A 13,504-nucleotide genomic window follows, 5' to 3' on the forward strand; every position below is an offset into this window, starting at 1 on the left:
GGTCGGGCGACGCCCGAATCAGGCCCCGGCACGCCCCGATGCCGCGCCCAGGCCCAGACGGCGGCACATTTCCTCGGCCACCCCCCCGGTATCGTCCAGCGGGTGGACCGGCCAGATGTCCATCCGCCCCGCGAACGGCCGGATGCGGCCCGCGTCGGCCAGGTCGCGCAGGAACAGGCCGATCCGCCGCGACCGTCCCGGCAGCTCCGCGATCATGACCGGGGCGTCGCTCGCCACGGCTTCCGACACCATGGAGACGGAATCCTTCGTGACCACGATGGCGTCCGCGCAGGCCAGCAGGCCCAGATAGGGGTTGTCCCCTTGCATGTCCCACACCCAGCCCCCCAGCGGCGACAGGCCCGCGCGCACGACGGCGCACACATCGCCCCCGGTCCGCCGCGACGGGGTCACCGCGACGCCGCCCCCGTCACGGCGCATCATGTCGGCCAGTTGCCCGGTCAGGGCCGCCGCCCCCGCCACATCCAGGCGGAATCGGCCATTGGAACCACCCAGCAGCACCGCGACCAGCGGACGCGGCAGATGGGCCAGGCGCGGCCGCCATTCGGCCCGCGCCGCCGCCAGCCGCGTGGGCGACACGCCATGCAGCGCGGTGCGCGACAGCAGGACGTTCGGCCCCGCGATCTCGTCATGCCGGTTGGCGATCACCAGGTCGAATCGGTCCAGGCGCATGCGGGGATTCTGGATCTGCACGACGCGCCGGTCCGCCCGGCGCAGCGCCGCCCCGACCGCCCCGCCGGTGCCCCCGACGCTGAAGACCAGCCCGGCCGTCCGGGGATCGACCGGCGGGTCGATCGCACGCAGCGGGGCCGGCCACCATGCGGCGGGCAGGCGCCCCCACAGGCCACGCGCCCGGACCGGGCAGAAAAACGGCGACAATCCGGCCCGCGCCGCCAGGCCGAACGCCTGCGAACGCATGCCCGCCAGATCTTCCGCCACGACGGCCACCGAACCGTCCCCGGGTGGGAAAAGAGGGCGGGAAAGCTGGTCCGAAGCGCGAGTCATGCCGCCATCTGCCGGCACGCAGGTCATGGCGTCAATCTGGCCGGAGCTGCGCGGGACGGGCGCCTGGACGGAATCGCTTCGTCATCGCCGCCGGGCACGGTATCTCGGGACACGATGAATGACGCCCCTTCCCTCCGCTTCGACGATCTGAACCTCGATCCCCGTATTCTCGCGGCGCTGGGACCGGCAGGCTATGTCGTGCCCTCGCCCATCCAGGCGCTCGCCATTCCCCCGATTCTCGACGGCCGGGATGTCGAGGCGCTGGCCCGGACCGGAACGGGCAAGACGGCGGCCTTCGTGCTGCCGGTCATGCACCGCCTGCTGTCCCAGGCCCCCGGCCCGGACGCGCGGCCGGGCAGGGTCCGCGCCCTGATCCTGTCGCCGACCCGCGAACTGGCCAACCAGACCGCCGGCACCGCGCGCACCTGCGTCCGCCATTGCGGCCTGACGGTCACGGTCGCCATCGGCGGCGTGCCCAAGGACCGGCAGGCCCGCGCCCTTGCGACCGGCACCGATATCCTGGTCGCGACGCCGGGACGCCTGCTGGACCATCTGACGGACGGCACGCTGAACTTGGACGAGACCACCTGCCTGGTGCTGGACGAAGCCGACCAGATGCTCGACCTGGGATTCGTCGAGGACGTGCGCGCCATCGCCGCCCGACTGCCGGTGCGCCACCAGACGCTGATGTTCTCGGCAACCATGTCGCCCGCCATTTCGGCCCTGGCCCGACAGTTGCTGCACAAGCCGGTGCGGATCGCCCCGCCCGACGCCCCCGCGACCCTGCCGCGCATCCGCCAGCAGGTGATCTTCGTGCCCACTGCGCGCAAGGCCGCCACCCTGGTCGCCCTGCTGCGCCGCGCGCCGGACGACCGGACGATCATCTTCACCCGCACCAGGCAGGGCGCGGACACGCTGGCGCGCGCGCTGGGCAAGGCGGGCGTCACCGCCACCGCGCTGCACGGCGACCATGGCCAGGCCAGGCGCGAACAGACGCTGGGCGCGTTTCGCCGGGGCACGCTGCGCGCCCTGGTCGCGACCGACGTCATGGCGCGCGGCATCGATGTCGACGACGTCGCGCTGGTCGTCAATTTCGACATCCCCGAGCAACCCGAAACCTATGTCCACCGGATCGGCCGCACCGCGCGCGCCGGGCGGCGCGGCACGGCGCTGTCGCTGTGCGACCCGTCCGAGCGGCTGCTGCTGCGCGACATCGAAAAGCAGACGCGCGCGCGCATCGCGGTGATCGAATCGCCATGACCGAACTGCGCTGACGTGCGGGCGGGCGTGCGTCCATGGCATTGCGGCATCGCCGCGACTCTATAAACTCCTGTTCATGGACTGCCCGATCCACCCCGTCGCGCACCATTGCATCGGAAAAGACGCCCGCCTGCCGGGTCGGCTTTCCGGCCGGCAGGACACGCCATGATGAGCTGCGGATCAGGCGCGCGACCCGGTCCGTCGCCGCGCATGCGGGGGCGGCCCACCTTCCAGGACGTCCTGCCCGCCCCGACCCAGCCCCTGCCCCGCTTCTCGGTCGAAATCCCGCCCCCCGACCTGTCGCGCTGGCGGGGCGGGAATTGCGGCATTCCCGGCGTCATCCATCTGGAAGCCACACGCCCCGGCCCGCATGTCGTGCTGACCGCGCTGATCCACGGCAATGAATATGCCGGCGCGACCGTGCTCGACACGCTGTTGCGCGACGATCTGCGCCCCACCCATGGGCGGCTGTCGCTGATCTTCGCCAATCTGGACGCCTTCGCGCGGTTCGACGCAGCCAATCCCGTGGCCTCGCGCTTCATCGACGAGGACATGAACCGCCTGTGGTGCCGGCGGACGCTGAACGGCCCGCGCCAGTCGGCCGAGCTGGACCGCGCCCGCGTGCTGCTGCCGGTGATCGAAAGCGCCGACATCCTGATGGACCTGCATTCGATGCTGTGGCCCGGCGCGCCGCTGATCCTGGCCGGCGGGGCGGAATCCGGGCGCAGGCTGTCGGCGATGGTCGGCGACCCACCGCTGATCGTGTCCGATCACGGTCATCGGGCCGGCCCGCGCCTGATTGATTTCGAGCGGTTTTCAGCCCCCGGCGGACAGGCGGCCGCCTGCCTGCTGGAGGCCGGGTCCCATTGGGACAGCGGCACCGTCACGGCGACCCAACAGGCCGTCCACGCCCTGCTGCGCCACAGCGGCCTGCGGCCACCGGACCGTTCGCCGCCGGCGGCGGCGCCGCGCCACATGATGGTGACCGACATTGTAACGGCGCATACGCCGCGTTTCCGTTTCGTCAAGCCGTTCCGGGGCGGTCAGGTCGTCCCACGCCGGGGCACCCTGCTGGCGCAGGACGGCCCCGACGAGATCCGCACGCCCTATGACGACTGCATGCTGGTGATGCCCAACCTGCGCCCCGGACGGGGCCAGACCGCCGTCCGGCTGGCCACCTCCGCCCCGGACCCTGCGATCCGGAACGGGGCATAGTCTACCTCAGCGGTAGATGGGGAAGCGGGCGCACAGGGCCTTGACCTTGTGGTGGACGGCCGCCTCGACTTCGGCGCAGCCGTCCTCGCCGCGTTCGGCCAGGGCGGTCAGCACCTCGTCGATCATCAGCCCGGTCTCGCGGAATTCGGCGGGGCCGAAGCCGCGCGCGGTGGCCGCCGGGCTGCCCAGGCGGATGCCCGAGGTGATCGCCGGCTTTTCCGGGTCGAAGGGCACCGCGTTCTTGTTCGCGGTGATGCCCGCACGCTCCAGGCTGCGCTCCGCCGCCCGGCCGGTCACCTTCTTGGGGCGCAGATCGACCAGCAGCAGGTGGCTGTCGGTGCCGCCGGTCACGATGTCGAAGCCCCGCGACACCAGCGTTTCCGCCAGGGTGCGGGCATTCGCCGCCACCGCTTCCTGATAGGCGCGGAATTCCGGCTGCAGGGCCTCGCCGAACGCCACCGCCTTGGCCGCAATCACATGCATCAGCGGCCCGCCCTGCAGGCCGGGGAACACCGCCGAATTGATCTTCTTCGCCAGGTCGGCGTCATTGGTCAGGATCAGCCCGCCGCGCGGCCCGCGCAGCGTCTTGTGCGTGGTGCTGGTCACGATGTCGGCGTAGGGCAGCGGCGACGGATACAGCCCCGCCGCCACCAGTCCGGCGAAATGGGCCATGTCCACCATCAGATACGCCCCGACCTCGTCGGCGATGGCGCGGAAGCGCGCGAAGTCGATGACGCGCGGATAGGCCGAGCCCCCCGCCACGATCAGCTTCGGCTTCTCGGCCCGCGCCAGGCGTTCCATTTCCTCGTAATCCAGCAGCCCGTCCTCGCGCCGCACCCCGTACTGCACCGCGCGGAACCATTTGCCCGAATAGTTCGGCGCCGCCCCGTGCGTCAGGTGCCCGCCCGCCGCCAGGCTCATGCCCAGGATGGTGTCGCCGGGGCTGACCAGCGCCATGAAGGCTTCCTGGTTGGCGTTCGCCCCCGAATGCGGCTGCACGTTCGCAAACCCCGCGCCGAACAGCGCCTTGGCCCGCTCGATCGCAAGGGTCTCCACCTTGTCCACCTCGGCGCAGCCGCCGTAATAGCGGCGCCCCGGATAGCCCTCGGCATATTTGTTGGTCAGCACGCTGCCCTGCGCCTCGAGCACCGCCTGCGACACCATGTTCTCGCTGGCGATCAGCTCGATCCCGTCGCGCTGACGTTCAAGCTCGCCGCCGATCATCGCCGCAACATCGGGGTCGCGCTCGGCAAGCGTCGATCGGAAAAAGGCGTGCAACCCGCTCTGGCTCATCTGGTCCGGCATCGTTATATTCTCCAGTTCGTCCAACGCCGCATCCAGATCACCGGAAGATTTCCAATGGCCCTTGCACATGCGTCATTGTGATTTCGCGCATTCTAGCGTCTCCGGGTCGGCGAGACCACACAGCGATGCCTGGCCCCCCGCCCGGTTCACGAAAATTGCCCTTTCAGGAGACGCTATGCATGGCGCAGCAGCCGATGACCACGCCCACCCCCTCCCTGCTTCGCCGTAAACGAATCGAAACCTCGACCGACTCGCACGGGCTGCGGCGCGTCCTCGGCCCGGGCAGCCTCATCGCCCTGGGAATCGGCGCCACGATCGGGGCCGGCCTGTTCTCGCTGACCGGCATCGCCGCGTCCGAGAACGCCGGCCCCGCCGTCGTCCTGTCCTATGTCGTGGCGGTCATCGCCTGCGGCTTCGCCGGGCTGTGCTACAGCGAACTGGCCAGCATGATCCCGGTCGCCGGCAGCGCCTATACCTACGCCTATATCGCGCTGGGCGAGATCGTGGCCTGGACCATCGGCTGGGACCTGGTCCTGGAATACGCGGTGGGCGCCGCGGCGGTATCGGTCAGTTGGTCGCGCTACGTCACCTCGCTGCTGGCCGGATGGGGCATTTCCCTGCCCCCCCGGCTTCTCGCCTCACCGTTCGAGACGGTGACGCTGCCCGACGGCAGCCACGTCGCGGGCATCATGAACCTGCCGGCGGCCTTCATCATCTGCGCGGTGTCCATCCTGCTGATCCGCGGCATTTCGGAATCGGCGAAGGTCAACAGCGTCATCGTCATGGTCAAGCTGGCGATCATCGTCACCGTGATCGCGTTCGGCATCCCCTATATCAAGACGGCGAACTACGTTCCCTTCATCCCGCCCAATACCGGTGAATTCGGCCATTTCGGCCTGTCGGGCATCATGCGGGCGGCGGGCACCATCTTCTTCGCCTATGTCGGCTTCGACGCCGTCTCGACCGCGGCGCAGGAAGCGCGCAACCCGTCCCGCGACATGCCCATCGGCATCCTGGGCAGCCTGCTGATCTGCACGCTGGCCTATGTCTCGTTCTCGTTCGTGCTGACGGGGCTGGTGAACTACAAGGACATGCTGGGCGACGCCGCCCCCGTCGCCACCGCCATCGACCAGACGCCGTTCGGCTGGCTGAAGCTGGCAGTGAAGATCGGCATCATCTGCGGCTTCACCTCGGTCCTGCTGGTGCTGCTGATGGGGCAGAGCCGCGTGTTCTACGCCATGTCGCGCGACGGGCTGCTGCCGCGTATGTTCTCGCAGGTGCACCCCACCTGGCGGACGCCGTGGTATTCCAACCTGCTGTTCATGGTCGTCACCGGGTCGCTTTCCGCCTTCCTGCCAATCGACCAGCTGGCGCACATGACCTCGATCGGAACATTGCTGGCCTTCGTCATCGTCTGCGCCGGCGTGATGTTCCTGCGCCGCAGCGCCCCGGACACGGAACGCCGCTTCCGCGTGCCCGGCGGCGCGGTGATCCCCGTGCTGGGAATCCTGTCCTGCCTGACGGTCATGGGGTCGCTGGACCGGCTGACCTGGGTGCGGCTGGTGGTCTGGCTGATCGTCGGCATGGCGATCTATTTCGGATACAGCAAGCGCAACAGCCTCCTGGCCCGGGACGCGTAGGCGCTCCCCCCTTCACGATCTGGCGGGACCGGCGAAGGGGGTCCATACTGCCGGGCGTCATTTCCGGAGTTCGCTTTCATGACGCTCGGCCGCTTTCCCGCCACCCGCCTGCGCCGCAACCGCCAGGACCATTTCACCCGCCGCCTGGTCGCGGAAACGACACTGGGCGTCGACAATCTGATCTGGCCGATCTTCGTCATGGAAGGCGCCGATGCCATGACCGAGGTCGCGTCGATGCCCGGCGTGCGCCGGGTGACGCTGGACCGCCTCGCCGCCCATGTCGAACCCGCGGCCGCGCTGGGCATCCCCGCCCTTGCGCTGTTTCCGATCACCCCGACCGAACTGCGCGACGCGGCGGGCACCGAGGCGATGAACCCCGACAACCTCATGTGCCGCGCCGCGCGCCTGCTGAAGCGCGAATTTCCCGACATGGGCCTGGTCGGGGACGTGGCGCTGGACCCCTATACCGACCATGGCCATGACGGGCTGATCCGCGACGGCTATGTGGTCAATGACGAATCGGTCGCGGTCCTGTCCCGCCAGGCGGTCAACCAGGCGGCCGCCGGCATCGACATCATCGCCCCGTCCGACATGATGGACGGCCGGATCGGCGCCATCCGCCACGACCTGGACGAACAGGGCCTGACCGGCACGCGGATCATGTCCTATGCCGCGAAATACGCCAGCGCATTCTATGGCCCCTTCCGCGACGCCCTGGGCTCCGGCGGGCTGCTGAAGGGCGACAAGAAGACCTACCAGATGGACCCGGCCAACAGCGACGAAGCCCTGCGCGAGGTCGCGCAGGATCTGGCCGAAGGGGCGGACATGGTCATGGTCAAGCCCGGCATGCCCTATCTGGACATCATCCGCCGCGTCCACGAACGCTTCGCCGTCCCCACCTTCGCGTACCAGGTCTCGGGCGAATACGCGATGCTGGCGGCGGCGATGCAGAATGGCTGGCTGGACCGCGACCGCGCGATTATGGAAAGCCTGCTGGCCTTCCGCCGCGCCGGGGCCAGCGGCGTGCTGACCTATTTCGCCGTCGAGGCCGCCCGCCTGCTGCGCGACGGCTGACGGCCTCACGCGGACGTCACAAATCCTCGCCTGGCCGGCGGATTGTAATGCAAACTTTCCGAGGTACCGTTACCATTGATGGCAGAGGGGCCGGCGCAACCGGCCCGCATCGCCATCGGCCCCAGGGGCGCTGAATCCCGTCGAGGAGGCGTATGACCTATACATCGCCGCGTCGTCCGCAGCTTTTCTACACGACTGCCCCGATGCCGTGTCCCTATGTCGTGGGCCGGATGGAGCGCAAGGTCGTCACCGACATCGGCGGGCCGGACGCCGAACGGCTGCATAACCGCCTGTCGCGGGCGGGTTTCCGCCGCAGCCACACCATCGCCTATGCCCCGGTCTGCCCGTCCTGCAGCGCCTGCGTTCCCATCCGCGTGCCGGCGACGCGCTTCGCGCCCGACCGGACGCAGCGTCGCACCCTGCGCCGCAACATGATGATCGAGGGGTTCGAGGTCCCGGCCCACGCCACGACCGAGCAATTCACCCTGTTCCAGCGCTACCAGTTCGCCCGCCACGCGGAAGGCGACATGGCGGCGATGAATTTCTACGATTATCGCGCGATGATCGAGGATACCCCCATCGACACGCTGATGATCGAATTCCGCACGCCCGAGGACCAACTGGTCTGCGTCAGCCTGATCGACCGGCTGGATGACGGGCTGTCGGCGGTCTACAGCTTCTTCGATCCGGCCCTCGACGCCCGTTCGCTGGGCTCCTACGCGATCATGTACCTGATCGAGCATACACGCCGCATGGGCCTGCCGTACCTGTATCTGGGCTACTGGATCCGGGACAGCGCCAAGATGGCCTACAAGGCGCGGTTCCGCCCGGCGGAGATCCTGTTTCGCGGCGCCTGGGTGCCGCTGGACGGACATGAGGCGCCGCAGGACGGAAGCGGGATGACCCGCTTTCCGATCTCCTTCCCCGAATAGCCGCCCCGAAGAACGGTTCGGCCTATCCTTTGGGCCGAACCTTCCGGGTCGCCCAGGCGGGCGCGGGCCGGCCGGCATCCGCGCGCTTGCCCAGATAATCCCGGAAATCGGCAAACGGCCGCACCCGCGCCGGATCGGGCCAGGCGACACCGCCTTCCGACGACAGGACACAGGCGTCCTGCAGGCTGCCTTCCTTGTATTTCTGCAGGGCCACACCCAGGCCGCGCGCCATTTCCGGCAACTGGTCGATGGGGAAGACCAGCATCCGCCGGTTCTGCCCGATGACCACGACATGGTCCCCTTCGGCCGGCAGGCACATCCGCGCGCTCTCGGCCTCCTTGAGGTTGAGGACCTGCTTGCCCGTCCGCTTTTCGGCCACCATGTCCTCATCCCGGACCAGCAGGCCGCGTCCGGCGCTGGACACCAGCAGATGGCGCGCGCCCTCCTGCACCGGAAAGACCGCCACGATGTCCTCGTCATTGGACAATTCGACCAGCAGGCGGATCGGCTGCCCATCGCCGCGCCCGCGCGGCAGGTCGGCGGCGCGCAAGGTGAACGCCCGGCCGTCGGTCGCGAAGAAGCACAGCCGGTCGGTGGACTGGCATTCCACCGCCAGGCGGAACCCGTCGCCTTCCTTGAATTTCTGCGCCGCCGGGTCGATGCCATGCCCGCGCACGGTCTTGACCCAGCCCCGCGCCGACAGGATCAGGGTCAGGGGCTCGCGGTCCACGGCTTCGACAACCGACACGTCGACCGCGCGCGGCGGTTCGGCCAGTTCGCTGCGCCGCCTGCCCAGCGGGCCGGCGCCGAACGCCTTGCGGATGGCCTTGATCTCGTCGGAAATCCGGCTCCAGCGCAACGCGTCGCTGTCCAGCAAGGCCGTCAGGTCCGCGCGCTCGGCCGTCAGTTCGGCGTGCTCCTTGCGGATCTCCAGCTCCTCCAGCCGGCGAAGGCTACGCAGGCGCATGTTCAGGATCGAATCGGCCTGCAATTCGGTCAGGGAAAACGTGGCCATCAGGCTGGCCTTCGCATCGTCCTCCTCACGGACGATGCGGATGACCTCGTCCAGATTCAGATAGACCGCCAGGAACCCGTCCAGGATCTCCAGCCGGCGATCGACCGAGTGCAGGCGATGGCGGCTGCGCCGTTGCAGGACCTCGTGCCGGTGATCCAGCCACGCCTGCAGCACCTCGCGCAGGCTCCGCACGCCGGGCACCCGGTCCGCGCCCAGCACGTTCATGTTCAGGCCGAACCGGCTTTCCAGCGCGGTGGCGCGGAACAGCGTCTCCATCAGCACTTCGGGTTCCACCCCGCGCGATTTCGGTTCCAGCACCAGGCGGATATCGATGGTGCTCTCATCGCGGATATCGCCCAGAAGCGGCAGCTTCTTCTGTTCCATCAGATCGGCGATCTGTTCGATCAGGCGCGATTTCTGGACCTGATACGGGATTTCCGTAATCACGATCTGCCAGGTGCCGAAACGCCCCGGCTCGACCGCCCACCGGGCACGGATCCGCAGGCTGCCGCGCCCGGTCTCATATGCCTGCAACAGGGTCGCGCGGTCCTCGACGATCAGCCCCCCGGTCGGAAAATCGGGGCCGGGCATCAGCTCCATCAACTCGGCCACCGACGCCTGCGGCTTGCGGATCAGCAGCATCGCGGCCGAACAGATCTCACCGACATTGTGGGGCGGGATGCTGGTCGCCATGCCGACGGCGATCCCTGCCGCCCCGTTCGCCAGCAGGTTCGGAAAGGCCGACGGCAGGACGACCGGCTCCTGCTCCTCGCCATCGTAGGTGGGGCGGAAATCGACCGAGTCGTCGTCGATTCCCTCCAGCAGGGCCTGGGCGACCGCGGTCATCCTGGCCTCGGTGTAGCGCATCGCCGCCGCGTTATCGCCGTCGATCGACCCGAAATTGCCCTGGCCCTCGACCAGCGGATAGCGAACGGCGAAATCCTGCGCCAGACGCACCAGCGCCTCGTACACCGAGGCATCGCCATGCGGATGGTACTTACCGATGACGTCGCCGACCACGCGGGCGCATTTCTTGAACCCCGCCGACGGGTCCAGCCGCAACTGCCGCATCGCGTAGATCATCCGCCGGTGCACGGGCTTCAGCCCGTCGCGCACGTCCGGCAGCGACCGCGACATGATGGTGGACATCGCATAGGCCAGATACCGTTCGCTCAAGGCGTCGGCGAGCCTGGTTTCCTCGATATGACCTCTGGTATCCACTGACATGCATGTCCTCCGTCAGGGGAACAGATAGAGAAAAGAGCAGATTTGTCCATCGGTCGGACACGGAAAGAACGCCATCGTCCAACCGGGGGGTCAGCCGCCGCCGGCCGCGTCCCCATCCGGCATGGCGTCCACCAGATCGACCAGCCGCAGCCGCGCCGCCGGCAGGCCGCGATGGTGCTGGCCGAAGGCGTCGCGCGCCAGGAAATGCCCGGTCAGGCGCAGCCCGTCCCGCCAGTCGCGCACCGTGCCGGGGTCCGACGGGTCGAGAAACAGCGGCGGCAGACGCAGAAGCCGCGCCTTCCATGCCCCCGCCCCGGCGTCGCAGACCGCCCGGCCGGTGCGCGGCGACACCCAGGCCAAGCCATCCGCCTGTCCCGTGACCGCGCAGGCCGACAGGTCCATCCCGTACCCCAGGTCGGTCAGCAGGCTGGCCTCCCACCGCAGCAACGCCGCCATGCCGCCCCATGACGCCATCTCGGGCTCGAGGCTGAGGAGGCTGAGGAATCGGGTCAGCAGATGAAAGATCCGGGGACAGGGCTCGCGTTCGGGCAGGCTGCCGTCGGCCACCGCGCAGGCCGAGGCCAGCATCGCCAGCGCCAGCGGCGCGGACAGCAGCCGCGCTGCCGATCCATGCACCAGTTCCGCCGACAGCGCGCCCAACTGGTCCGCCAGGCGGCCCCGCCAGGCGGCCTTGACCAAGTTGCCCGGCTGCCACAGCGCCCGGTTCGCCCGGGCCGTGCCGCCGCGCGCCAGCCCGTGGAACACCCCGTGTTCCTCGGTCAGCAGGTGAATGATCGCACTGCTTTCGCCGTACGGGGCGGCAGAAAGCACAAGGGCGGGTGCTTCCCATTCCATCAGGAAAGCCCCGCCCCGTTCAGACTGGCGACAGCGATCAGACGCCGGCGGCCTTGGCGACCTCGGCCGCGAAGTCGTTTTCTTCCTTCTCGATGCCTTCGCCGAGCTGGAAGCGATCGAACGCCGCCAGCTTGGCGCCGGCCTTCTCGACGACCTTGCGGACGCGGCTTTCGCCGTCATGCACCCAGACCTGCTCCAGGAGGACGACTTCCTCGTAGAACTTGCGGACGCGGCCTTCGACCATCTTCTCGATGATCGCCTCGGGCTTGCCGGAAGCGCGGGCCTGCTCGATCAGCACGGCACGCTCGCGCTCCAGCAGCGCGGGGTCGACGCTGTCGACGTCCAGCGCCGCCGGACGGGTCGCGGCGACATGCATGCCGACCTGACGGCCCAGCGTCAGCAGCGCCTCGTCCTCGGTCGGGGCCTCGATGGCGGCCAGGACGCCGATCTTGCCCAGGCCCGGACGAACCGCCGAATGGATGTAGCTGGCGACGACGCCCGACGGCACGCGCAGCACGCGGGCGCGGCGGATCGACATGTTCTCGCCGATGGTGGCGATCAGGTGCGTGATCTCGTCGGCGACCGTGCGGCCGCTGTCCAGCACCACGGTCTTGATCTGCTCGAGGTCCTCGCCGGCCACCAGGGCGGCGCGGGCCACGGCTTCGACGAAATTCTGGAAGCTTTCGTTACGGGCGACGAAGTCGGTCTCGGCGTTCACCTCGACCATGGCCGCCGCCTGCGGGCCGGAGGCCACGCCGATCAACCCCTCGGCCGTCACGCGGCCGGACTTCTTCGCCGCGGCAGCCAGGCCCTTCTTACGCAGCCAGTCGATCGCGCCTTCGATCTCGCCGGCGGCCTCGTTCAGGGCCTTCTTGCAATCCATCATGCCGGCGCCGGTCTTCTCACGAAGTTCCTTCACCAGGGCTGCGGTAATCTCCGCCATATCAGTCACTCCTCAAGGCAGGCACGCGCCCTGCCATGCCGGCAGGGCGCGTCCTTGCATCTGTCACCGTGGGGCCCCGCACGCCACCCGGACAGGCCGGGCGGCCAAGGGCCCTTGTTTTCAGACCGCGGGGGCGGGCTCGGCCGCGGCGGCCTCGGCCACCGTGTCGATCGGCAGTTCCTCGGCGCCGCCGAAATCCTGGCCCGACGCGCCCAGTTCGGCCGAAATGCCGTCCAGCACCGCACCCGACACCAGTTCGCAATACAGGGCGATGGCGCGGATCGCGTCGTCATTGCCCGGGATCGGGAAGGTCACGCCACGCGGGTCGGAGTTGCTGTCCAGGACCGCCACGACCGGAATGCCCAGCTTGTTGGCTTCCTCGACCGCCAGCTTCTCCTTGTTCGTGTCGATCACGAACAGGATGTCCGGCAGGCCGCCCATCTCCTTGATGCCGCCCAGCGAACGCTCCAGCTTCTCGCGGTTGCGGGTGATGTCCAGGACTTCCTTCTTGGTCAGCCCGTGGGTGTCGCCGCCCAGCATGTCGTCGATCTGGCGCAGACGCTTGATCGAGCCCGTGATGGTCTTCCAGTTGGTCAGCATGCCGCCCAGCCAGCGGTGGTTGACGTAATACTGGCCCGACCGCTTCGCCGCCTCGGCGATCTGGTCCGCGGCGGCGCGCTTGGTGCCGACGAACAGCACGCGCCCGCCACCGGCGACGGTGTCGCGAATCGCCTTCAGCGCGCGGTCCAGCATCGGCACCGTCTGCTGCAGGTCGATGATGTGAACCTGGTTGCGGACACCGAACAGGAACGGCGCCATGCGCGGGTTCCAGCGGCGGGTGTGGTGTCCGAAATGGACGCCGGCCTCGAGCAGCTGGCGCATCGTGAAATCGGGCATAGCCATGATCGGCCAAATCCTTGTCTTCTGGTTGGTCCTCCGTGAAGCGCCGGTCCCGTACGGAACACCAGAGGCACTGCTTCACGTGCGAATTGCCAGCCTAGTGGCTGACGGGCGT

At 68.8% G+C, this 13,504-nt stretch carries 11 protein-coding genes; 5 read left to right on the top strand and 6 right to left on the bottom strand.

Annotated features, from left to right (window positions below):
- Positions 1 to 18 precede the first annotated feature (18 nt).
- A complete protein-coding gene (locus tag HLH21_RS08080) occupies positions 19 to 936 on the bottom strand; it encodes a mitochondrial fission ELM1 family protein (protein WP_246379421.1) in 918 nt (305 codons plus the stop codon).
- A gap of 201 nt (positions 937 to 1,137) precedes the next feature.
- Here HLH21_RS08080 and HLH21_RS08085 point away from each other — a divergent pair, with 201 nt between their 5' ends.
- Together HLH21_RS08085 and HLH21_RS08090 are read left to right on the top strand one after the other, a co-directional pair.
- Complete coding sequence (locus HLH21_RS08085; protein WP_182943112.1) at positions 1,138 to 2,283, top strand: DEAD/DEAH box helicase; 1,146 nt, start codon at positions 1,138 to 1,140, stop codon at positions 2,281 to 2,283.
- A 165-nt stretch (positions 2,284 to 2,448) separates the two neighbouring features.
- Positions 2,449 to 3,498 carry a M14 family metallopeptidase gene (locus HLH21_RS08090; RefSeq protein ID WP_182943114.1) on the top strand — a complete coding sequence of 350 codons (1,050 nt, stop codon included), beginning with the start codon at positions 2,449 to 2,451 and terminating at the stop codon, positions 3,496 to 3,498.
- 6 nt (positions 3,499 to 3,504) lie between these two features.
- Here the strand turns inward: HLH21_RS08090 and glyA are convergent, their stop codons facing one another.
- Positions 3,505 to 4,803 (bottom strand): serine hydroxymethyltransferase, encoded by a 1,299-nt coding sequence (gene glyA, locus HLH21_RS08095; RefSeq protein ID WP_373319563.1) that lies wholly within the window; start codon positions 4,801 to 4,803, stop codon positions 3,505 to 3,507.
- Positions 4,804 to 4,982: 179 nt separating this feature from the next.
- On the opposite strand from glyA, the gene HLH21_RS08100 reads away from it, so the two are divergent.
- The 3 genes from HLH21_RS08100 (at position 4,983) to HLH21_RS08110 (ending at position 8,449) form a co-directional block, all read left to right on the top strand.
- Entirely contained in the window at positions 4,983 to 6,443 is a 1,461-nt protein-coding gene (locus HLH21_RS08100) for an amino acid permease (RefSeq protein ID WP_182943116.1), read from the top strand.
- Between the two features lie 78 nt (positions 6,444 to 6,521).
- Positions 6,522 to 7,517 (top strand): porphobilinogen synthase, encoded by a 996-nt coding sequence (gene hemB / locus HLH21_RS08105; RefSeq protein WP_182943118.1) that lies wholly within the window; start codon positions 6,522 to 6,524, stop codon positions 7,515 to 7,517.
- Positions 7,518 to 7,669: 152 nt separating this feature from the next.
- Positions 7,670 to 8,449, top strand: a complete 780-nt coding sequence (locus tag HLH21_RS08110) for an arginyltransferase (protein WP_182943120.1) — start codon at positions 7,670 to 7,672, stop codon at positions 8,447 to 8,449.
- Positions 8,450 to 8,471: 22 nt separating this feature from the next.
- Here the strand turns inward: HLH21_RS08110 and parC are convergent, their stop codons facing one another.
- The 4 genes from parC to rpsB all read right to left on the bottom strand — a co-directional run bounded on the left by parC (position 8,472) and on the right by rpsB (position 13,392).
- Positions 8,472 to 10,691 carry a DNA topoisomerase IV subunit A gene (gene parC, locus HLH21_RS08115; RefSeq protein ID WP_182943122.1) on the bottom strand — a complete coding sequence of 740 codons (2,220 nt, stop codon included), beginning with the start codon at positions 10,689 to 10,691 and terminating at the stop codon, positions 8,472 to 8,474.
- Positions 10,692 to 10,781: 90 nt separating this feature from the next.
- Positions 10,782 to 11,546, bottom strand: a complete 765-nt coding sequence (recO, locus tag HLH21_RS08120) for a DNA repair protein RecO (RefSeq protein ID WP_182943124.1) — start codon at positions 11,544 to 11,546, stop codon at positions 10,782 to 10,784.
- 37 nt (positions 11,547 to 11,583) lie between these two features.
- Positions 11,584 to 12,489: a translation elongation factor Ts gene (tsf, locus tag HLH21_RS08125; RefSeq protein WP_182943126.1), complete on the bottom strand. Its 906-nt coding sequence runs from the start codon at positions 12,487 to 12,489 to the stop codon at positions 11,584 to 11,586.
- 120 nt (positions 12,490 to 12,609) lie between these two features.
- Complete coding sequence (gene rpsB, locus HLH21_RS08130; protein ID WP_182943128.1) at positions 12,610 to 13,392, bottom strand: 30S ribosomal protein S2; 783 nt, start codon at positions 13,390 to 13,392, stop codon at positions 12,610 to 12,612.
- Between the last annotated feature and the right edge of the window lie 112 nt (positions 13,393 to 13,504).

Origin of the sequence: Gluconacetobacter johannae (assembly GCF_014174305.1) — a bacterium.
In the GTDB taxonomy this organism is placed as follows: Bacteria; Pseudomonadota; Alphaproteobacteria; order Acetobacterales; family Acetobacteraceae; genus Gluconacetobacter; species Gluconacetobacter johannae.